The following is a 24,802-nucleotide window of genomic DNA, read 5'->3' as shown; positions in this document are numbered from 1 at the left end:
GCTCGCCACGTCAGGAGGTTCCGAATTCATCGTCGATGAGTTTGAAGATCTCGTCGGCGGTGGCCGATTCGATCTCGCTGTCGTCGTCCATCTCGTCGTCCAGCGCCGTCGCGGTGCCGGACACCTGCCCGGTTCCGCCGGCGGACCACTTGGCCACCAGGCCCTGGAGCCGCGCCATGACCTTGTCGTGCGTCTCGCTGCCGGAATCGAGCGCCGACAGGGTGGATTCCAGGCGGTCGAGTTCTCCGAAGACGGGCTCGGTCGCGGGCCCGTCCGCGGGAGTGACCTCTTCGCGCAGGAATCGTCCGAGCGACGCCGGGGTCGGGTAGTCGAACACCAGGGTGGCCGGCAGCCGCGTTCCGGTGATCGCGTTGAGACGGTTGCGCAGCTCGACGGCCGACAGGGAGTCGAAGCCCAGGTCCTTGAACGCGTGTCCGGGTTCGATCGCCTGCCCCGACGCATAGCCCAGGACGACGGCCACCTGGTCGCACACCAGGTCCACCAGGATGCGCTCGCGCTCCGTCTCGGACTTCCCGCCCAGGTGCTGCTTGAGCTCGGCGACCGGGTCGACCCCGGTGCTCGCCGCGGCCGACTCCGCGGTCCTGCGTGCGGGTGCCCGCACCAGTCCGCGCAGCAGTGCGGGTACCGACTCGCTCACCGACGCCATGTCCATCGTCATGGGCACCAGGACGGCACCGTCGAGATCGCGGGTCGCGTCGAACAGCGCGAGTCCGGCCTCGGGGGTGAGGGCGACCATGCCGGTCCTGGACATCCGGTTGACGTCGGCGTCGGCCAGCTCGGTGGTCATGCCGCCGTCCTGTGTCCACGGCCCCCACACGAGCGAGGCTGCGGGGAGACCCGCGGCCCTGCGGTGCTGGGCCAGGGCGTCCATGAAGGCGTTGCCCGCCGCGTAGTTGGCCTGGCCCGCGCCGCCGAAGGTGCCGGAGACGGAGGAGAACAGGATGAAGGCGGCGAGGTCGAGATCGCGGGTCAGCTCGTGCAGGTGCAGCGCGGCGTCCACCTTCGGACGCAGCACCTTGTCCACCCGCTCCGGCGTCAGCGACTCCACCACACCGTCATCCAGCACACCGGCCGCATGCACCACGGCCGACAGCGGATGCTCCGACCCGATTCCGGCCAGCAGGCTCTCCACCGACGCCCGGTCGGCGACATCACACGCCACGACCTGCGCCTGCGCACCGAGCCCGGCCAGCTCCGCCACCAACTCCGCCGCACCCGGCGCCTCCACGCCACGACGACTGGTCAGCACCAGAGACTGCACACCGTGCTCCACCACCAGATGACGGGCCAGCAACGCGCCCAGACCACCCGTACCACCCGTGATCAGCACCGTTCCCGGGCCATCGAGGGTCCTCGGGATGGTCAGCGCCACCTTGCCGGTGTGCCGGGCCTGGCCGATGAAGCGGAAGGCATCGGGCGCCCTGCGGACGTCCCAGGTGCGCAGCGGCAGCGGCCGCAGCACTCCGCTCTCGAACAGCGAGATCAGCTCGGCCCACATCTCGTGGATGCGATCGGGTCCCGCCTCGATGAGGTCGAACGCCTGGTAGGAGACACCGCTGTATTCGGCGGCCACCTCCTCCGGCACCCTGATGTCGGTCTTGCCCATCTCCAGGAACCGGCCGCCGCGGGGCAGCAGACGCAGGCCCGCGTCCACGAACTCCCGTGCCAGCGAGTCGAGCACCACGTCCATACCGCGTCCGCCGGTGACATCGAAGAAGCGCTTCTCGAAGTCCAGCGTCCGGGACGACGCGATGTGCTCGTCGTCCAGACCCAGCGACCGCAGGGTGTCCCACTTGCCCTCGCTCGCCGTGCCGAAGACCTCGGCCCCCAGGTGTCGTGCCAACTGGAGCGTGGCCATGCCCACACCACCGGCCGCCGAGTGCACCAGCACCGACTGGCCGGCCTGGAGACCTCCCAGGTCCACCATGGCGTAGTAGGCCGTCAGGAACACGATGGGAGTGGAGGACGCCTGCTCGAACGTCCAGTCGTCCGGGATCCGGGCGACGACGCGCCGGTCGGTGATGGCGACCGGGCCGAACGACCCGCTGAAGATGCCCATCACCCGGTCGCCGGGCGACAGGTCCGTCACTCCGGGGCCGACCTCGGTCACGGTACCGGCGCCCTCACCACCGAGCGGCCCGGCCTCTCCGGGGTACATCCCCAGGGCGTTGAGCACATCGCGGAAGTTCACACCCGCGGCGCGCATCTCGACCCTGATCTCGTTCTCGCCCAGGGCTTCGGTGGTGTCGGGGCAGGGCAGCAGCGCCAGGTTCTCCAGGGTTCCCTTGGCGTGCATGTCCAGGCGCCATTCCCGTATTCCGGCCGGCGGCAGCAGCGCCGTGCCCGAGGAGACCCGGGCCATGCGCTGGCCGAGCACCGTTCCCTCGCGGACCACGGCCTGCGGCTCGTCGGTGGCGAGCATGGCGGGCAGTGCCGCCCTGGACGCCTCGTGCTCGTCGAGGTCCACCAGGACGAAGCAGTTCGGGTTCTCCGACTGCGCGGACCGCACCATGCCCCACAGGGGGGCGTGGATCAGGTCCGGGGTCTCGTCGCGGTCCTCGGGCGCCATGGCGCCCGAGGTCACGAAGACCAGTCGGGAGGAGTCGAACCGGCGGTCGCCGAGCCAGCCCTGGATCATGCCGAGCGTGTGGTGCGTCACCGAGTGGATGGCGCCCGCGGGCTCCGGGCCCCGCTTGGCCTTGCTCTTGCCCTTCGCCTTGCTCTTGGGCTTGCCCTGGGCCGCCTCGTCGTCGAGGCCCGGTGCGTAGGAGACCAGCACGGCCTCCGGGGCGGCGGCGCCACCGTCGATCGCGGCGCCCAGCGCGTCGAGATCGGCGTAGGCGGTCACCTCGGCTCCGGCGATCGCGCCGGCGGCCAGTCCGTAGTGGTCGGTGCCCACCAGGGCCCACTCGGCCGTCGCCGTCTCGGCCGGAGCGATGGCCGGAACGGGGGTCCAGTCCAGCGTGAACAGCGAGTCGCGGAACGCCGACGTCCTGGCCGAGTCGATGTGTTCCACCGACACCGGGCGCAGCACGAGGGACTCGACCGACGCCACCGGGCGGCCGGTTCCGTCGGCCACCGCGAGGGAGATGGAATCCGGTCCCAACTGGGTGAGCCGCACCCGCAGGGTGGACGCGCCACCGGCGTGGAGCGACACCCCGCTCCAGGAGAACGGGAGCCGGGAGAGGCCGACGTCCTCCAGGGCGACGAAGGTCACCGCCTGCACGGCGGCGTCCAGCAGGGCCGGGTGGAGGCCGAAGTCGGCCGCGTCCGACGCGTGCTTGTCACCGAGACCGACCTCGACGTAGACGTCGTCGCCGGAGCGCCAGGCGGCCCGCAGGCCCTGGAACACCGGGCCGTAGGCGAAGCCGCTGGCGGCGAAGCGCTCGTAGAAGTCGCTGATGTCCAGGGCTTCCGCGTTCGCCGGGGGCCATGCGCTCAGGTCGAACGACGGCTCGGGGCCGGTCGGGGCGAGCGCACCGGCCGCGTGCTGCGTCCACGGCTCGTCCGAGGAGGCGTTGGCCGAGCGGGAGTACAGGCTGAGCGAGCGGTAGCCCGTCTCGTCCCTGTCCCCCACCCAGAGCTGCACCTGGACCGGTTCGTTCTCCGGCAGGACCATCGGGGTGGCCAGGGTGACCTCCTCGACCCGGCCGCTGCCGACCTGGTCGGCGGCGCGGATGGCCAGCTCCAGGAATCCGGTGCCCGGGAACAGGGCCGCGCCGCCGATCGCGTGGTCGGCCAGCCACGGCTGGCTCTGCACCGACAGCCTGCTGGTGAACAGGAATCCGTCGCTGCCCGCCAGCTCGACTCCGGCACCCAGCAGCGGGTGGTTGGGAGAGCTGAGTCCGGCGGAGGCGACGTCCCCGGTGATCGGGCCGGGCGCCTTCGGCCAGTAGCGCTGCCGCTGGAAGGCGTAGGTGGGCAGTTCCACCCGCCGCACATCGTGTCCGGCGAACGCGGTCGACCAGTTCACGGTGGAGCCGTGGACATGGAGTTCGGCCAGCGCCGTGGTCAGCGACCGCGCCTCGGGGCGGTTCTTGCGCAGAGCGGGGACGAGGGTGAGATCGCCTCCGCCCTCCTCGGCCGTCAGGCAGTCCTGGGCCATCGCGGTGAGCACACCGTCGGGGCCCACCTCCAGGAACGAGGTCACCCCGAGCTTCTCCAGGGCCCGTACCCCGTCCGCGAACCGCACGGCCTCCCGCACATGCCGCACCCAGTACTCCGGCGAGCACACCTCGGCCGCTCCCGCGGACGCGCCCGTGAGGTTGGAGACCAGAGAGATCGACGGTGCCTGGAAGGACAGGCCGGAGACGACGTCACGGAAGTCGTCCAGCATGGCGTCCATGCGGGGCGAGTGGAAGGCGTGGCTGACCTTCAGCCGGCGGGTCTTGCGGCCCTCCTCCTCCCACTGTCCGGCGATCTCCAGTGCCGCTTCCTCGTCACCGGCGATGACCACGGCCGTCGGGCCGTTGACCGCGGCGATGCTCACCTCGGTCTCACGACCGGCCAGCGATACCGCGATCTCCACCTCGGATGCCTGGATGGCCACCATCGCGCCACCCTCCGGCAGCGCCTGCATCAGCCGGCCACGCGCCGCGATGAGCGCGCACGCGTCCTCCAGGGAGAGCACCCCGGCCACATGGGCCGCGGCGACCTCTCCCACCGAGTGGCCGATCAGCACATCCGGGGTGACGCCCCAGCGCTCCAGCAGCCGGAACAGCGCCACCTCGATGGCGAACAGCGCGGGCTGGGTGAACGCCGTCTGGTTCAGCAGTTCCGCGTCCGCACTGCCCTCGACGGCGAACATCACCTCCTGGAGCGGCCGGTCGAGCAGCACGTCCAGGTGGGCGCACACCTCGTCCAGGGCGCCGGCGAACACGGGGAAGGCGTCGTACAGCTCCCGGCCCATGCCCAGGCGCTGCGCGCCCTGGCCCGAGAACAGGAACGCCGTCTTGCCCGCCGTGCCCACGGATCCCTGGATCACTCCGGGAGCCGTGGCACCCGAGGCGATGGCGTCCAGCCCGCTCAGCAACCCGTCCCGGTCGCCGCTCATGAGCACGGCGCGGTGGTCGAAGACGGACCGGGTGGTCGCCAGGGCGTAGCCCACGTCGTCGAGGTCGAGCTCGGGGTGGGCCGTCACATGGTCGTGCAGGTTCCTCGCCTGGGCGCGCAGCGCCTCGGCGCCCTTGCCGGTGATCGTCCAGGGAAGTGCTTCCGAGTCGGTCGAGGGGGCGTCGTCCTTACGGACCCGCTCCACCGCCTCCGGCTCCGGGGCCTGCTCGATGATGGTGTGGGCGTTGGTGCCGCTGATGCCGAACGAGGAGATACCCGCCCGGCGCGGCTCGCCGTTCTCCGGCCACGCGGTCGGCGCGGTCAGCAGCCGGACCTCGCCCGCCGTCCAGTCCACATGCGGTGTGGGCTCATCGACATGGAGCGTCTTCGGCAGCACGCCCGCACGCATGGCCATCACCATCTTGATGATCCCGGCCACACCCGCGGCCGCCTGCGTGTGCCCGAGGTTCGACTTGATGGAGCCCAGCCACAGCGGCTGGTCCTCCTGCCGCCCCTGGCCGTAGGTGGCCAGCAGCGCCTGCGCCTCGATCGGGTCACCGAGCCTGGTGCCGGTGCCATGCGCCTCGACCGCCTGCACCTGGTGGGCGGAGAGGTCGGCGCTGGCCAGCGCCTGGCGGATGACCCGCTGCTGCGACGGGCCGTTGGGCGCCGTGATGCCGTTGGACGCACCGTCCTGGTTGATCGCGGAGCCGCGCACGATCGCCATCACCGGGTGACCGTTGCGCCGCGCGTCCGAGAGCCGCTCCAGCAGCAGCACGCCGACGCCCTCGGACCAGCCCGTGCCGTCCGCCGACGCGGCGAACGCCTTGCACCGTCCGTCCGACGACAGCCCCTTCTGGCGGCTGAAGTCCACGAACGACCCCGGGCTGGACATGATCGTGACACCGCCGGCCAGCGCGAGCGAGCACTCGCCCTGGCGCAGCGACTGCACGGCCATGTGCAGCGCCACCAGCGACGACGAGCACGCCGTGTCCACCGTGACGGCCGGTCCTTCGAGACCGAAGGTGTAGGAGATACGGCCCGATACGACGCTGGCCGCGTTGCCCGTTCCGAGGTATCCCTCGGGTCCGCCCGGGGCGGTCAGCAGCAGGCCGATGTAGTCCTGGCCGTTGCTTCCCGCGAAGACACCCGTCCGGCTTCCCTTGAGCGAGGTGGGGTCGATGCCCGCCCGCTCGAACACCTCCCAGGAGGTCTCCAGCAGCAGCCGCTGCTGCGGGTCGATGGTCAGCGCCTCGCGCGGAGCGATCCCGAAGAACTGCGGATCGAACTCGTCGGCGTCATAGACGAATCCGCCGCCGCTCGAGTAGCTGGTGCCCGAGTTCTCCGGGTCCGGGTCGTACAGCTCGTCGAGGTCCCAGCCACGGTTGGTCGGGTAGGCGCTGATCACGTCGCTGCCCTCGGAGACCAGCCGCCACAGATCCTCCGGAGTGCGTACCCCACCGGGGAAGCGGCAGCTCATCGACACGATCACGATCGGATCGTCGTCCACCACCGTGCCCGTCACCACCGGCAGGTCATCGGCCGGCGCGGGGGCGGTGCCCAGCACCTCGCCGAGGACGAACTCGGCGAGCGCCGTGGGCGTCGGGTAGTCGAAGGCCACGGTGATCGGCAGGTTCACACCGGTCGCCATGCCGAGGCCGTTGCGCAGCTCCACCGCGGTCAGCGAGTCGAACCCGATGTCCCTGAAGGCCCGGTCCGGCTCCACCGAGTCGGCGCTCGGGTATCCGATCGCCTCGGCGGCGTGCGACCTGACGAGGTCGAGCACCTCCGCCTGGCGTTCGGCGGCCGACAGCCCTTCGAGGCGCTCGGCCAGCCCGGTGGAGGTCGCACCGAGCTCGGCCTCCGCCGCCTCCAGCGCCTGCCGCACCTCCGGCAGTTCGTTCAGGAGGGGACGCGGCCGGGCCGCGGCGAATCCGGGGGCGTAGCGCTCCCAGTCCACGTCGGCGACGGTGACGTCGACCTCTTCGTGGTCGAGCACCTGCTGAAGGGCGTCCACGGCGAGTTCGGGCACCAGCGCCGGCATACCGCGCCGCCTGAGCTGGGCAGCCATGGCGTCGTCGACCAGACCGCCGCCGCCCCAGGCACCCCACGCCACCGAGGTGGCCGCCAGCCCCTGGGCCCGGCGCTGCTGCGCCAGGGCGTCGAGGAAGGCGTTCGCGGCGGCGTAGCTGCCCTGACCGGCACCACCGACGGTTCCGGCGTAGGAGGAGAAGAGGATGAACGCGGACAGGTCCAGGTCCTGGGTCAGCTCGTGGAGGTTCACCACGGCGTCCACCTTGGGCCGGAAGACACCCTGCGCCCTGGGGACGGTGAGGGTGTCGATGAGGCCGTCGTCCAGGATGCCGGCCGCGTGCACCACCGCGGTCAGCGGATACTCCGCGGGCAGTCCGTCGAGGAGCTCCCGCAGCGCGTCACGGTCTGCGACGTCGCAGGCCGCGACGGTGACCCGGGCGCCAAGAGCGATCAGCTCGTCCCTCAGCTCCGCCGCGCCGGGGGCGTCCAGGCCGCGGCGGCTGGTCAGCACCAGGTGCTCGGCACCGCCACGGACCAGCCAGCGGGCGAGGCGGCCACCGAGGGAACCGGTACCACCGGTGATCAGGACGCTGCCGCTCGGCTGCCAGGTACGGGCCGGCCGGCTGTCGCCCAGGGGCGCCCGGACGAGCCGTCGGCCGAAGACCCCGGTGGCGCGCACCGCGACCTGGTCCTCGTCACCGGAGCGCCCGATCAGGCCGACCAGACGGTTCAGCGCCCGCTCGTCGATCGCCTCCGGCGACTCGGGGAGGTCGACGAGACCACCCCAGCGCTGTGCGTACTCCAGGCCGACCACTCGGCCCAGACCCCACACCAGGGACTGCTTGACGCTGCCGACCCGGTCGGAACGGCCCACGGACACGGCTCCGGTGGTGGCGAGCCACAGCGGCACGTCGATGTCGACGTCGCTCACCGCCTGGACCAGGGCCACGGTGGCGGCGAAGCCACGCGGAATGCCCGGGTGTTCGGCGAGCGCCTCCTCGTCCAGCGCGAGCAGGGAGAGCACTCCGTCGATCGCGGGTTTCCCCTCCTGCTCGGATCCGTCCGCGGCGGGTGTACTGGGGGCCGAGGCCCGCAGGAGTTCGGCCAGCGACGACCGCTCGGGCTCCGTCGCGTCCAGGTCGATCCGCACCATGCGGGCACCGTGGCGCTCCACGTCCCGGACGATGCGCTCCGCCAGTTCACGGGCGCTGTCGACCGGCGGGACGACGACCGCCCAGGTACCGGTGATCGGGGCGCCCTGCTCCTGGTCGGAGCCGGACGACGACTGGTCGATGAGGGGCTTCCAGTTGATCCGGTAGCGCCAGTTGTCGACCGTCGAACGGTCCCGCCTGCCCCGCCGGTACGACGACAGGGCGGGCAGCACCGCGCTCAGCGGCGCTTCCCCGTCGAGCTCCAGGGTCTGTGCCAGTCCTTCGAGGTCCTCGCGCTCGACGGCCTCCCAGAACTGGGCGTCCACCGAGTCGGCCTCGGACACGGGTGCGTTGCCGAACGTGTCGCCCTCGGCCGGCTGCGGCCAGTACCGCTGCCGCTGGAAGGCGTAGGTCGGCAGGTCGATCCGGCGGGCGCCGTGTCCGGCGAACACCTTCGGCCAGTCGACGTCGGCCCCGCCCACATGAAGCTCGGCGATCGAGGTCAGGAACCGCTCCAAGCCGCCCTCGTCACGCCGCAGCGTGCCGACGACCACCGCCTGCGCCTCGGCGGCCTCCACCGTCTGCTGCACCGGCAGGGTGAGCACCGGATGCGGGCTCGCCTCGATGAACACACCGTGGCCACTGGCGAGCAGGGCGCGGGTGGTGGCCTCCAGTTCGACGGTCTGCCGCAGGTTGCGGTACCAGTACTCGGCATCCAGTCCGGCGGTGTCCACCAGCTCACCGAGCACCGTGGAGTAGAACGGCACCTCGGAGGAGCGCGGCGCGATGTCCGCAAGGACCTTCAGCAGCTCCTCGTGGATCGCCTCCACATGGGCGGAGTGCGAGGCGTAGTCCACCGGAACCCGGCGAACACGGATCTCCGCACCCTCCAACTGAGCGACCATCTCATCCAGCGCACCCGGGTCACCCGAGACCACCACGGAGCCGGGGCCGTTGACCGCGGCCACCGAGATCGCACCATCCCACGCGGCGATACGGTCCTTGACCTGGTCGACCGGAAGCCCGACCGACACCATGCCACCACGGCCCGCAAGACCCGCCGCGATCGCCTGCGACCGCAAGGTCACCACCTTCGCGGCGTCCTCCAGCGACAGCGCACCGGCCACACACGCCGCGGCGATCTCACCCTGGCTGTGGCCCATGACGGCAGCCGGCTCGATGCCGACCGAACGCCACAGCTTCGCCAGCGAGACCATCACCGCGAAGAGCACCGGCTGCACCACGTCCACCCGGTCGAAACCGGGAGCGCCCTCGGCACCGCGCAGCACCTCGGTCAGCGACCAGTCGACGTGGGCCGACAGGGCGGTCTCACACTCGGCCATCGCCTCCGCGAACACCGGCGAGGACTCCAGCAAGCCCACCGCCATGCCCATCCACTGCGCACCCTGGCCGGGGAAGACGAACACCGAGCGGCCCGGGGCCTCGATGGCGCTCGCGCGGACCACGCCCGGTGCCTTCGTGCCCTCGGCCAACGCCTCCAGACGCTCGAGGAGTTCCTCGCGGCCGGTCCCGGTCACCGCGGCCCGGAACTGGAACGCGGACCTGGTCGTCGCGAGGGAGTGCGCCACATCCGCGGCACGCAGCTCGGGGCGCTCGGCCACGAACTCCCGCAGTCGCGCGGCCTGGGACCGCACCGCGTCATTGGTCTTGCCGGCCACGACCCACGCCACCGGAGCGTCGGCGGCCTCTGCCTCGGCGGCCTCTGCCGCCTCGACCTCCGGAGCCTGCTCCAGGATGGTGTGCACATTGGTGCCGCTCATACCGAACGCCGACACACCCGCACGCCGCGGATGCCCGGTCTCGGGCCACGGCCTGGCCTCGGCCAGCAGCTCGACGTCGCCCTCCGTCCAGTCCACATGCGGCGAAGGCTCGTCGAGGTGCAGCGTCTTCGGCAGCACGCCGTGCCGCATCGCCATCACCATCTTGATGACGCCGCCCACACCGGCGGCCGCCTGCGAGTGGCCGATGTTCGACTTGATGGCGCCCAGCAGCAGCGGCTCGCCCTCGGGGCGGTCCTGGCCGTAGGTGGCCAGCAGCGCCTGCGCCTCGATCGGGTCGCCCAGCGAGGTACCCGTACCGTGCGCCTCCACGGCGTCCACCTCGGCGGCCGACAGTCGGGCGTTCGCCAGTGCCTGCCGGATGACCCGCTGCTGCGAGGGGCCGTTGGGCGCGGTCAGGCCGTTGCTCGCACCGTCCTGGTTCACCGCGCTGCCCCGCACCACGGCGAGAACCGGGTGCCCGTTGCGGCGGGCGTCCGACAGCCTCTCGAGGACGAGCATGCCGACGCCTTCGGCCCAGCTCGCACCGTCCGCGGCGGCCGAGAACGGCTTGCTCCGTCCGTCGGTGGCGAGGGCGCGCTGCCGGCTGAACTCGATCAGCGACATCGGGGTGGACATCACCGTCACACCACCGGCCAGCGCCAGCGAGCACTCGCCCTGGCGCAGTGCCTGCCACGCGAGGTGCAGGGCGACCAGCGACGACGAGCACGCGGTGTCCACCGTCATGGCGGGCCCTTCGAGGCCCAGGGTGTAGGAGATACGGCCCGAGAGCACGCTGGGCGAGACACCGGTGCCGACGAGGCCCTCGACGTTCTCCTGCGATCCGACGAGGAGGCCGCCGTAGTCCTGGTAGGTCACACCGGCGAAGACGCCGGTCTGGCTGCCCTTCGCGGAGACCGGGTCGATACCGGCCCGCTCCAGCGCCTCCCACGAGGTTTCCAGCAGCAGCCGCTGCTGCGGGTCCATCGCCAGCGCCTCACGCGGCGAGATCCCGAAGAACGCCGGGTCGAACTGGCTGGCGTTGTGCAGGAAGCCGCCTTCCTGCGTGTAGCACTTGCCGGGCTCGTCCGGGTCCGGGTCGTAGAGGTTCTCCACGTCCCAGCCACGGTCCGTCGGGAAGGGCGAGATGCCGTCCCGGCCCTGGGCGACGAGATCCCACAGCCCCTCGGGGCTGGACACCCCTCCGGGATAGCGGCAGCTCATTCCCACGATCACGATCGGATCGTCGTTGGCCGCCACCGCGACCGGCACCGGCTGCCGGGCCCCGGTCAGCGTGCCGAGGACCTCGGCACGGGTGAACTTCGCCAGTTCGGCGGGGGTCGGGTAGTCGAACACGGCCGTCGCCGGGAGGCGCAGGCCCGTGGCCTTGCTCACCCGGTTACGGAACTCGACGGCGGTCAGCGAGCTGAAGCCGAGGTCCTTGAACGCCTGCGACCCCTGGACCGCGTCGGCGGAGGCGTGTCCGAGCACCGCCGCGACATGTGTGCGGATCACATCGAGCAGCACCCGGTCCTGCTCCGGCTCGGAGAGCCCGGCCAGCCGCTCGCGCAGCGCGGCGAGCGGTCCGGAGTCCGATCCGGCGCCCCGCTTGGCGGTGCGTCGTGTGGTCTTGCGCCGACGGGAGGGCTTGGTGGAAGTCTCCTCGACGGGGGCGGTCTCCTCGACCGGGATGGTCTCCTCGACCGCGGCGGTCACCTCGGCGGGGACGCCGGTCCCGGCCGCGTCCGGCGCCGGGCTCTCCGGCTGCTCCGTGGCGACCTGGCGCAGCGTCAGCGTGTCGGCGGACAGCACGGCCTCACCGGCTCCGTCGACGGCCGCCAGGGAGAGGGTCTCCGGTCCCGTGCGAGCGAGCCGGACCCGCAGCGCGGAGGCACCGGCCGCGTACAGCGACACCCCGGCCAGGCTGAACAGCATGCGGCCGCGCCCCACACCGTCCAGGACCCCGAGGCCGAGCGGCTGAAGCGCCGCGTCCAGCAGGGCGGGGTGCAACCCGAACCGCTGGGCGTCCACGACGGACTCCTCGGCCAGGCTGACCTCGGCGAACACCTCGTCCTCGCGCTGCCACACGGCTCGCAGGCCACGGAAGGAGGGTCCGTAGACGAAGCCACTGTCGGCGAGGAGCTCGTACAGGCCGTCCACATCGACGCGCTCGGCGCCGGGCGGGGGCCAGGCGGTGGAGTCGAAGCGGGCCGCTCCTTCGGCGGCCGCGGCATCGTCCGGCTCCGGGGCGAGCACACCGCTGGCGTGGCAGATCCACTCGTCCTCGCCCACCGGCTCGGCAGCTCGCGAGTACACCTCCAGCGAACGGGTGCCGAACTCGTCTTCCTCGCCCAGGACGAGCTGGATCTGGACGCCGCCCCCTCGGGGCAGGACCAGGGGCGTCTGGGCGACGAGCTCTTCCACATGGCCGAGGCCGACCTCGTCACCGGCGCGAATGGCCAGTTCGACGAGGGCCGTGGTGGCCAGGACCGCCTCGCCGGCCAGGACGTGGTCCGCCAGCCAGGGCTGGGTGTGCAGCGAGAGCGTTCCGGTGAACACCAGGCCGTCGGCGCCCGCGAGGGGGACGGCTCCGCCCAGCAGCGGATGGTCGGCGGGATCGAGGCCGAAGGCCGCGGCGTCTCCCGCCGCGGTACCGGCCTCCAGCCAGTAGCGCTGGTGCTGGAACGCGTAGGTCGGAAGGTCGACGCGGCGGGCGCCACGTCCGGCGAAGAACGGCCGCCAGTCGACGGTTTCGCCGTGGACGTGTATCTCGGCGAGGGCCGCGACGAGCGCCTGTGTGTCGCCGCGGTCCTTGCGCAGCACCGGAACCAGCAGGGGGGCCGGTGTGTCCTCGGCCGAGATGTCGTCGACCGGTCCGGTCAGGCAGTCCTGGGCCATCGCGGACAGTACGCCGTCGGGGCCCACCTCGACGTAGCAGGTGACACCCTGGGCTTCGAGGGACCGCACTCCATTGAGGAAGCGGACGGTCTCGCGTACGTGCCGCACCCAGTACTCGGGCGAGCACACCTCTTCGGCCCCGGCCTGCTCTCCCGTGACATTGGAGATGAGCGCGGTGGACGGGCTGTGGAAGGTGAGCGTCCGCGTCACCGCGCGGAAGTCCTCCAGCATCGCGTCCATGTGGGGCGAGTGGAAGGCGTGGCTGACCTTCAGGCGGCGGGTCTTGCGGCCCTGCTCCGCCCACTGTCCGGCGATCTCCAGCGCAGCTTCCTCGTCGCCCGCGATGACCACGGCGGCGGGGCCGTTGACGGCGGCGATGCTCACCTCGGCCGCACGGCCGGTCAGGGACGGCGCGATCTCCTTCTCGGACGCCTCGATGGCGACCATCGCGCCACCGGCCGGCAGCGCCTGCATCAGGCGGCCGCGGGCGGCCACCAGGGCGCAGGCGTCATCCAGGGAGAACACCCCGGCCACATGCGCCGCGGCGATCTCACCGATGGAGTGGCCGATCAGCACATCCGGGGTGACACCCCAGTGCTCCAGCAGCCGGAACAGCGCCACCTCGATGGCGAACAGCGCGGGCTGGGTGAACGCCGTCCGGTCCAGCAGCCCGGCGTCATCGCTGTCCTCGGCCGCGAACACCACATCCCGCAGCGGACGGTCGAGGAGAAGGTCGAGCCGCGCGCACACCTCGTCCAGTGCCCGTGCGAACACCGGGAAGGAGTCGTACAGTTCCCGGCCCATGCCCAGGCGCTGCGCGCCCTGGCCGGTGAACATGAACGCGGTCTTCCCGCCCTTGGCCGCCTGCCCCTGGACGATGCCGGGGGCGTCGTCGCCCGCGGCGACGGTCTCCAGACCGCGCAGCAGGCTCTCGCGTTCGGTGCCCAGCAGCACCGCCCGGTGCTCGAACACCGACCGCGTGGCGACCAGCGATTCGGCGATGTCCAGAACGGCGGCCTCGGCCCCTTCGGAAAGGTGGGCGCGCAGCCGCTCGGCCTGGGCCCGCAGGGCTTCCGGGGTCCGGGCGGAGAGCACCCAGGGGGCCATGCCGTGGTCGTCGGCGGATGTACCGTCCGCCTCGACGTGTACCGGGGCCTGCTCGATGATGGTGTGCGCGTTGGTGCCGCTCACCCCGAACGCGGAGACACCCGCCCGGCGGGGCTGCCCGTTCTCGGGCCACTCGGTGGTCTCGGTCAGCAGCCGCACCTCACCCGCCGACCAGTCCACCTGCCGCGACGGCTCATCCACATGCAGCGTCTCCGGCAGCACACCGTGCCGCATCGCCATCACCATCTTGATGACACCGGCGACACCGGCAGCGGCCTGGGTGTGGCCGATGTTCGACTTGATCGAGCCCAGCCACAGCGGCAGGTCCTCCGGGCGCTCCTGGCCGTAGGTGGCCAGCAGCGCCTGCGCCTCGATCGGGTCGCCCAGCGTGGTACCGGTGCCGTGTGCCTCGATCACCTGGACGTCGGCGGGCGACAGTTGGGCGTTGGCGAGGGCCTGGCGGATGACCCGCTGCTGCGAGGGGCCGTTGGGCGCCGTCAGGCCGTTGCTCGCACCGTCCTGGTTCACGGCGGAACCACGCACGATCGCCAGCACCTGGTGGCCATTGCGCTCGGCGTCCGACAGCCGCTCCACCAGGAGCATGCCCACACCCTCGGACCAGCCCGTGCCATCCGCGGCGTCCGCGAACGGCTTGCACCGGCCGTCAGGGGCGAGCCCGCGCTGCCGGCTGAACTCCACGAAGGCGGCCGGGCTGGTCATCACGGTGACACCACCGGCGAGCGCCATGGAGCACTCGCCCTGGCGCACCGCCTGCGCGGCCTGGTGCAGGGCGACCAGCGACGACGAGCACGCCGTGTCCACCGTCAGCGCGGGTCCCTCCAGACCCAGTGTGTAGGAGATACGGCCGGACACGACGGAGGTCGCGCTGCCGGTCAGCATCTGGCCTTCGAGGCCCTCGGGGACTTCCGCCAGTCCCATTCCGTAGCCGGAGGTGGCGGCGCCGACGTAGACACCGATCTGGCTGCCGCGCACGGACGCCGGGTCGATACCGGCCCGCTCGAACGCCTCCCACGACGTTTCCAGCAGCAGCCGCTGCTGGGGGTCCATCGCGAGCGCCTCACGCGGCGAGATCCCGAAGAACCCCGCGTCGAAGTCGCTCGCCCCGTCGAGGAACCCGCCCTCGCGGGCGTAGAACGTGCCCGAGCGCTCCGGGTCGGGGTCGTACATCCCCTCGACGTCCCATCCACGGTCGGAGGGGAAGTCGGTGATGGCGTCCGTACCGGCCGCGACGAGGCGCCACAGGTCCTCGGGGCTGCGTACCCCGCCGGGGAAGCGGCAGCTCATCCCGACGATCGCGATCGGGTCGTCGTCGACCGGGACCGCCACCGCCGACGGTGTGGCCACCGCGTCCCGCGTCCCGAGCACCTCGGCCCGCAGATGGTCCGCCAGGACCGATGCGTTCGGGTAGTCGAAGACCAGTGTCGCCGGGAGCTCCAGCCCGGTCTCCGCCACCAGTCGGTTGCGGAACTCCACCGCCGTGAGCGAATCGAATCCCAGGTCCTTGAACGCGCGGCCGGCCTCGACCGCCTCCGCGCCCGCGAACCCGAGGACCGCGGCGGCGTGGGCGCGCACCAGGTCGAGCAGGGCCCGATCGGTCTCGGCCCCGGTCAGCCCCGCCAGACGCTCGCGCAGCGCCGCTCCGGCGCGCAGCTCGGCGCCCTGGGCGTCCCCGGCGCTCGCCAGCGCCCGCTCGACCTCGGGCAGGTCGCCGAGGAGTGGGCTCGGCCGCCCCATGGTGAACGCGGGGGCGAATCGCTCCCAGTCCACGTCGGCGATCGTCACCGCACCGTCGTCACCCGCGACCGCACCCTGTAGTGCGGCGATCGCCAGGTCGGGCACCATCGCGGGCAGACCGCGCCGCGCCAAGTGCTCGGCGGCTCCATCCCCGGTCGCCATGCCGCTCTCGGCCCAGGGGCCCCAGGCGACAGCGGTACCGGCGAGCCCACGCCCGCGGCGCTCCTCCACCAGGGCGTCCAGGTAGGCGTTGGCCGCACCGTAGGCGGCCTGGCCACCGCTGCCCCACACACCCGCGATCGACGAGAAGACCACGAAGGCGTCCAGCTCACGGTCGCCCAGCAGCTCGTTCAGATTGACGGCACCCGCCACCTTGCCGGAGACCACGGCGGCCACATCGGCCGGCCCGGTCTCGGCCAGCGTCCCCGCCCCGTTGGCGCCCGCCGCGTGGACGACCGCCGTCAGCGGGTACTCCTCCGGAACCGCGTCCAGCACCGCGGCGAGCTGCTCACGGTCGGCCACATCACAGGCCGCCACGGTCACTCGGGTGCCCAGGGCCTCGAGCTCCTCACTCAGCTCGGCCGCCCCCGGCGCGTCAGGACCACGACGGCTCGTCAGCACCAGATGCTCGGCGCCACTGCGCGCCAGCCACCGGGCCACCTGACCGCCCAGCGCGCCGGTGCCACCGGTCACCAGCACCGTGCCACGCGCCCGCCACGTCGTTCCGTCGCCGTCGACCGCGGCAGAGCGCACCAGACGGCGTACGAAGACACCGGAGCCGCGCACCGCGACCTGGTCCTCGCCGCCCTCGACGGACAGCACACCGGCCAGCCGCTCCGCACCGCGCTCGTCCAGCGTCTCGGGCAGATCCACCAGACCGCCCCACAGCGGGGGCAGTTCCAGCGCGGCCGTCCGGCCCAGCGCCCAGACCATCGCCTGCGCCGGGCTGGTGAGCCGCTCGGAACGGCCCACCGACACGGCGCCACGCGTACCGCTCCACAGCGACGTCTCGACACCCGCCTCGACCATGGCCCGTATCAGGGACAGCGTCAGGGCGAGACCGTTCGAGAGGGCCGGATGGGCGGCGCAGGGCTCCTCGTCCAGGGCGAGCAGCGACAGCACACCACCCAGCTCCGGTGCCTCGGCGGCCGCCTCGCGCAGCCGCTCGGCGAGCACGTCCGCGTCCAGGTCGCGCTCGTCCAGCACGAGCGACACCACGCCCGCACCATGCCGCTCCAGCCCGGCGGCAACCCCCGAAACCAGCTCGTCCCCGGCACGCGACGCCGGAACCAGCACCAGCCACGATCCCGACAGCGAGCCGTCGGCCACCTCGGAGGCCGGCTTCCACGACACCCGGTAACGCCAGCCATCGATCGTCGACTGATCACGAGTGCTGCGGTGATACGCGGACAGGGCGGGCAGCACCGCGCTCAGCGGCGCCTCACTGTCGATGGCCAGGGCGCCCGCCAGCGACTCCAGGTCCTGACGCTCCACGACCTCCCAGAACCGCGCGTCCACCGAGTCCACGGCGCGCGACGCGTTCAGGCCGTCCAGGGAGATGGACACCTCGGGCCAGAACCGCTCGCGCTGGAAGGCGTAGGTGGGCAGTTCCACCATGCCCGCACCGCGCCCGGCGACCACGGACTCCCAGTCCACCGACCCACCGTGGACGTGAAGTTCGGCCAGCGCCGTCATCAGCGCCTGGGTCTCGGGGCGGTCCTTGCGCAGCACCGGCACCACGGCCGAGGCCGCGGCCTGGTCCGCCGTCAGGCAGTCCCGCGCCATCGCGGACAGCACACCGTCGGGGCCGACCTCGAGGAACCTGGTGACGCCCTGGGCGTTGAGTGCCCCCATGCCGTCCGCGAAGCGCACGGCCTCACGCACATGGCGGACCCAGTACTCGGGCGAGCACACCTCATCCGCGTTCGCCGCCGCGCCCGTCACATTCGAGACCAGGGCGATGGACGGCGCCTGGAAGGACAGGCCCGTGACCACGTCACGGAAGTCGTCCAGCATCGCGTCCATACGGGGCGAGTGGAAGGCGTGACTGACCCGCAGCCGGCGGGTCTTACGGCCCTGCTCGGCCCACTGTCCGGCGATCTCCAGAACCGCTTCCTCGTCACCGGCGATGACCACGGCGGTCGGGCCGTTGACGGCGGCGATGCTCACCTCGGCCGCACGACCGGCCAGCGAACCGGCGATCTCCTCCTCGGACGCCTCGATGGCCACCATCGCCCCGCCCTCGGGCAGCGCCTGCATCAGCCGCCCACGAGCGGCCACCAGCGCACACGCGTCCTCCAGCGAGAACACCCCGGCCACCTGCGCCGCCGCGATCTCACCGATGGAGTGACCGATCACCACATCCGGCGCCACACCCCACGCCGACAGCAGCCGGAACAACGCCACCTCGACCGCGAACAACGCGGGCTGGGTGAACGCCGTCTGATCCAGCAGTTCCGCGTCCGCGCTCCCCTCCGCCGCGAACATCACATCCCGCAGGGGACGGTCCAGCAGGAGGTCGAGGTGTGCGCACACCTCGTCCAGCGCCCGCGCGAACACCGGGAAGGCTTCGTACAACTCCCGGCCCATGCCCAGGCGCTGCGCACCCTGACCCGAGAACAGGAACGCCGACTTTCCGGCCGTCACGGCCTGGCCCTGGACGACTCCCGAGGCGATTCCGCCCTCGGCGACGGCCCGCAGGCCGCGCAGCAGGGTCTCCCGGTCCTCACCGACCAGCACGGCCCGGTGCTCGAACACCGACCTGGCCGCCAGTGTGTGTCCGACGTCCGGCACACCGATGTCGTCCCGCGTCGCCACATGCGCGTGGAGCCGCTCGGCCTGCGCCCGCAGCGCCTCCCGGCTCTGCCCGGAGACCAGCCACGGCACCATGGCCGCCGACACCTGCGTCCCGGGCTCCACCGCCTCCGGGGCCACGGCCCCTTCGAGGTCGGGGGCCTGCTCGATGATGGTGTGCGCGTTGGTCCCGCTCAGTCCGAACGAGGAGATACCCGCCCGGCGCGGCTGTCCCGTCTCCGGCCACGCGGTGGCCTCGGCCAGCAGCCGCACCTCACCCGCCGACCAGTCCACCTGGCTCGACGGCTCGTCCACATGCAGCGTCCGCGGCAGCAGGCCCGCGCGCATGGCCAGCACCATCTTGATGACACCGGCCACGCCCGCGGCCGCCTGCGTATGGCCGAGGTTGGACTTGATGGCGCCCAGCCACAGCGGCCGGTCCTCCGGCCGGTCCTGGCCGTAGGTCGCGAGCAGCGCCTGCGCCTCGATCGGGTCACCCAGCGTGGTGCCCGTACCGTGCGCCTCGACCGCGTCCACCTCGGAGGGGGACAGCCCCGCGCTCTCCAGCGCCTGGCGGATGACCCGCTGCTGGGACGGGCCGTTGGGCGCCGTCAGACCGTTGCTCGCACCGTCCTGGTTCACGGCGGAACCACGCACGATCGCCAGCACCTGGTGGCCATTGCGCCGGGCGTCCGACAGCCGCTCCACGAGCAGCATGCCCACACCCTCGGACCAGCCCGTGCCATCCGCACCCTCGGCGAACGGCTTGCAACGGCCGTCAGGCGCCAGCCCACGCTGACGGCTGAACTCCACAAAGGCACCCGGCGTCGACATCACCGACACACCACCGGCCAACGCCAGATCACACTCACCCTGACGCAACGCCTGAGCCGCCAGATGCAACGCCACCAACGACGACGAACACGCCGTATCCACCGTCATCGCCGGCCCCTCAAGACCGAACGTGTACGAGATACGACCCGACACCACACTGGCCGCGCTACCCGTGCCCACGTGGCCACCGAAGTCCTCGGTGCCGTCGAGCATGAGCATGGAGTAGTCCTGGCCGTTGGTGCCGACGAACACACCGGTCCGGGTACCGCGCAGCGAGGCCGGTTTGACGCCCGCGTTTTCGAACGCCTCCCACGAGGTCTCCAGCAGCAGCCGCTGCTGCGGGTCCATGGCCAGCGCCTCGCGCGGCGAGATCCCGAAGAACGTGGGGTCGAACTGGGGTGCCCCGTAGAGGAAGCCGCCCTCGCGGGCGTAGAACGTGCCCGGGTGCTCGGGGTCCGGGTGGTACATGCCCTCGACGTCCCAGCCACGGTCGCCGGGGAACCCGGCGATGGCGTCGCCGCCCTCGGCCAGCAGTCGCCACAGGTCCTGCGGGGTCTCCACGCCTCCGGGGAAGCGGCAGCTCATCGCCACGATCGCGATGGGGTCGTCCTCTTCGGGCCGCGCCCGGTGCGCCACCGCCGAGGTGGCCGCTTCGGCGTGGACTCCGCCCAGCTCCCCCCACAGATGGTCGGCGAGCACCTCGGCGGTCGGGTAGTCGAAGACGAGGGTCGCGGGCAGCCGCAGACCGGTGGCCAGGTCGAGCCGGTTGCGCAGCTCGATGGCGGTGAGGGAGTCGAATCCCAGGTCGCGGAAGGCGCGGCCCGGCTCGACGGACTCCGCCGAGAAGTGGCCGAGTGCCGAGGCGGCGTGGGTGCGGATGAGGTCCAGCAGCAGGAGGCGCTGTTCCTCGTCCGACCGTCCGGCCAGTTGTTGCCGCAGGTCATGGCCCACGCCCTGCTGAGCGGCGGCTCCGCCGGTGGCGGCCAGGAGTTCGCGTGCCTCGGGGATGTCGCTGACGAGGGGGCTGGGGCCCGCGCTCATCGTCGAGGCCATACCGGACCAGTCGATGTCGGCCACGACCAGGGCGGCCTCGTCATGGCCCACGGCCCAGCGCAGTGCGTCCACGGCCAGCGAGGGAGTCATGGGGGGCAGTGATCCGCCACGGAGCCGCTCCCCGGCGCGGCCGGTCGCGGCCATGCCGCTGTCGGCCCACGGGCCCCAGGCGACCGCGGTGGCGGCCAGGCCCCGGGCGCGGCGCTGCTGCGCCAGGGCGTCCAGGTAGGCGTTGGCCGCCGCGTAGGCGGCCTGGCCCGCGGCGCCGACGACGCCGGCGAAGGAGGAGAACAGCACGAACGCGTCGAGCGACAGTTCTTCGGTCAGCTCGTGCAACTGCCGCGCGCCCTCGACCTTCGCGGTCAGGGTCCCGGCGAGCTGGTCGACGGTCAGGCCGTCCAGCACACCGTCGTCCAGGATGCCCGCCGCGTGCACGACGGCACTCAGCGGATGCCGCTCCGGGATGGCGGCCAGTACCGCGGCCAGGGCGTCCCGGTCGGCGGCGTCGCAGGCCGCCACGGTCACCTGGGCGCCCAGTTCCTCGAGCTCCGCCTTGAGTTCGGAAGCACCCTCGGCCGCCGGTCCGCGACGGCTGGTCAGCACCACGTGTTCGGCGCCCTCGCGCACGACCCAGCGCGCCACATGGGCGCCCAGGGCGCCGGTGCCACCGGTGATGAGCACCGAGCCACGGGGCCGCCACGCGCGCTCGGCCGGCTCGTTGCCGACCGTGACGCGGGAGAGGCGCCGGGCGTACGCTCCGGAGCCGCGCAGCGCCACCTGGTCCTCGCCGCCTTCGGCGGACAGCGCCCAGGCCAGTCGCGCGGCGGCGCGCTCGTCCAGCGTCTCCGGCAGATCGACGAGGCCGCCCCAGATCCGCGGGTGCTCCATGGCCGCCACCCGGCCAAGGCCCCAGATCTCGGCTTGCGCGGTGCTGGAGAGCTGGTCGGAGCGGCCCACCGAAACGGCACCCCGGGTGCCGCACCACAGCCGGGTCTCGATGTCCGCCTCGGCCAGGGCCCGCACCAGCGTCAGCGTCAGCGCGAGGCCACGCGGGACCACCGGCTGTTCGGTGCAGGGCCGCTCGTCCACACTCACCAGGGACAGCACACCGCCGATCCCGGGCAGGTCGGCGGCGATGTCACGCAGCCGCCCGGCCAGCACGCCGGGGGCGAGGTCGTCCTCGTCCGCGACCACACGCACGACATCGGCACCGTGCCGCTGGAGAGCGGTGCACGCCGACTCCGCGAAGGTGTCATCGACACCGGAGGCGGGGACGACGACGAGCCAGGTCCCCGAGAGTGTGGTGGCGGAGGTCTCCGAGACCGGCTTCCACGAGATGCGGTACCGCCAGCCGTCGACCGTGGCCCGGTCACGCTGCTGACGGCGGTACGAGGACAGCGCGGGCAGCAGCTCGCCGAGCGAGCCACCGCCGTCGACCTCCAGGGCCGCCGCCAGCGCCTCCAGGTCCTCGCGCTCCACCGCGTCCCAGAACCGCGCGTCCACACTGTCCGCGGCGGTGGAGCCGGCGGACGCCCCGCTCGTACCCTCCAGCCAGTAGCGCTGTCGCTGGAACGGATACGTCGGCAGCTCCACCGTGTGGGCGCCCCGCCCGGCGAAGACCTGCTCCCAGTCCACCGTCACACCGTGGACATGGGCCTCGGTCAGCGCGGCCATCAGGGCCTGTGCGTCAGGGCGTCCCTTGCGCAGCACCGGCACCACGACCGGGGCCGACACCGACTCGTTCGTCAGGCACTCCCGGGCCATCGCCGAGAGCACACCGTCGGGCCCGATCTCCAGGTAGGCGGTGACCCCCTGTGCCCGGAGGGAGCCAACGCCGTCGGCGAAGCGCACTGCCTCGCGCACATGCCGCACCCAGTACTCGGGCGAGCACACCTCGTCCGTGTTCGCCGCCGCGCCCGTGACGTTGGAGATCAGCGCCATGGTGGGTGCCTGGAACGACAGTCCCCGCACCACGCGCCGGAAGTCGTCCAGCATCGCGTCCATGCGCGGGGAGTGGAAGGCGTGGCTGACCCGCAGCCGGCTCGTCTTGCGTCCCTGTTCCGACCAGGCGGCGGCGATCTCCTGCACCGGCGCCTCGTCGCCCGCGATGACGACGGAGTTCGGGCCGTTGACGGCGGCGATGCTCACCTCGGCCGCACGACCGGCCAGCGAACCGGCGATCTCCTCCTCGGACGCCTCGATGGCCACCATCGCGCCACCCTCGGGCAGCGCCTGCATCAGCCGCCCACGAGCGGCCACCAGCGCACACGCGTCCTCCAGCGAGAACACCCCGGCCACCTGCGCGGCCGCGATCTCACCGATGGAGTGACCGATCAGCACATCCGGGGTGACACCCCAGTGTTCCAGCAGCCGGAACAGCGCCACCTCGATGGCGAACAACGCGGGCTGGGTGAACGCCGTCCGGTCGAGCAGCTCGGCGTCCGCGCTCCCCTCCGCCGCGAACATCACATCCCGCAGCGGACGGTCGAGCAGCGGGTCCAGATGTGCGCACACCTCGTCCAGCGCACGGGCGAACACCGGGAAGGAGTCGTACAACTCCCGGCCCATGCCCAGGCGCTGCGCACCCTGACCCGAGAACAGGAACGCCGTCTTGGTCGCCCCTCCGGCCACGCCCTGGACCAGGCCGGGGGCGGCTTCGCCGGTCGCGATGGCCTCGACGCCACGCAGCAGTTCCGCACGGTTGGCGCCCGACACCACCGCACGGTGTTCGAACATCGACCGGGTGGCGACCAGGGAGTGGCCGACGTCCAGCGGACTCAGCTCGGGCCGCTCGAGCAGGAACGCGGTGAGCCGTGCGGCCTGGGCCCGCAGCGCGTCCTGGCCACGAGCCGACAGCAGCCAGGTGGCCACCCCACGGTCGCCGTCGGACACCGGGCCCGGCTCGGCCTCGTCGGCCGGCGGGGCCTGCTCGATGATGGTGTGGGCGTTGGTCCCGCTCACACCGAACGCGGAGACACCGGCCCGGCGCGGCCGATCCCCCTCCGGCCACTCGGTGGCCTCCGTCAGCAGCCGCACCTCACCCGCCGACCAGTCCACCTGGCTCGACGGCTCGTCCACATGCAGCGTCCGCGGCAGCACACCGTGCCGCATCGCCATCACCATCTTGATGACACCGGCGACACCGGCAGCGGCCTGCGTGTGGCCGATGTTGGACTTCAGCGCGCCCAGCCACAGCGGCTGTCCCTCCGGCCGGCTCTGGCCGTAGGTGGCCAGCAGCGCCTGCGCCTCGATGGGGTCGCCCAGGGACGTGCCAGTGCCGTGGGCCTCCACCACATCCACATCGGACGGGGTCAGCCGGGCACTGGTCAGCGCGTCCCGGATGACCCGCTGCTGCGAGGGTCCGTTCGGCGCGGTCAGACCGTTGGACGCACCGTCCTGGTTGACCGCCGAGCCGCGCACGATGGCCAGCACCGGGTGGCCGTTGCGCCGCGCGTCCGACAGCCGCTCCACCAGGAGCATGCCCACACCCTCGGACCAGCCCGTGCCATCCGCGGCGTCCGCGAACGGCTTGCACCGGCCATCGGGCGCCAGGCCGCGCTGACGGCTGAACTCCACGAAGGCGGTCGGGCTGGTCATCACCGTGACGCCACCGGCCAGCGCCAGATCACACTCACCCTGGCGCAGCGCCTGCGCCGCGAGATGGAGCGCCACCAGCGACGAGGAACACGCCGTGTCCACCGTCACCGCGGGCCCCTCGAGACCGAAGGTGTACGCGATACGGCCGGATACGACGGAAGTCGAGGTGCCCGTCAGCAAATGGCCTTCGACTTCCTCCGGGAGGTCGTCGACATCCGTGCCATAGCCCGAGGTCGAGGCTCCCACGAAGACACCGCCCCGACGGCCCTTCACCGACCCCGGAGCGATGCCCGCCCGCTCGAACGCCTCCCATGAGGTCTCCAGCAGCAGCCGCTGCTGCGGGTCCATGGCCAGCGCCTCACGCGGCGAGATCCCGAAGAAGCTCGCGTCGAACTCGGCCGCGTCGTGCAGGAAGCCACCCTCGCGCGAGTAGAACGTGCCCGAGCGCTCGGGGTCCGGGTCGTACATCCCGTCCACGTCCCACCCACGGTTGGACGGGAAGTCGGAGATGGCATCGACACCGCCGGCCACCAACTGCCACAGATCCTCCGGGCTCCCCACCCCACCCGGAAAACGGCAGCTCATCGCCACGATCGCGATGGGGTCCGGCTCTCCTGCCTCCAGCTCGCGCAGACGTTGACGCGCTTGGTGCAGATCAGCCGTCACCCGCTTGAGATAGTCCCGGAGCCTATCTTCGTTCACCATGGAAACCTTGCCTATTACGAGTCA

General features: G+C 72.2%; 1 protein-coding gene. It reads right to left on the bottom strand.

The features are described from left to right. Positions 1–10 precede the first annotated feature (10 nt). Positions 11–24,778 (bottom strand): type I polyketide synthase, encoded by a 24,768-nt coding sequence (locus tag ACK1X7_RS44505; protein ID WP_413116634.1) that lies wholly within the window; start codon positions 24,776–24,778, stop codon positions 11–13. Positions 24,779–24,802 lie beyond the last annotated feature (24 nt).

The sequence above is a fragment of the Streptomyces sp. CY-1 genome (assembly GCF_047218265.1).
GTDB lineage: Bacteria > Actinomycetota > Actinomycetes > Streptomycetales > Streptomycetaceae > Streptomyces > Streptomyces niphimycinicus.
Note: the sequence above shows the minus strand (reverse complement) of the source record. Positions and strands in the feature narration are given on the sequence as shown.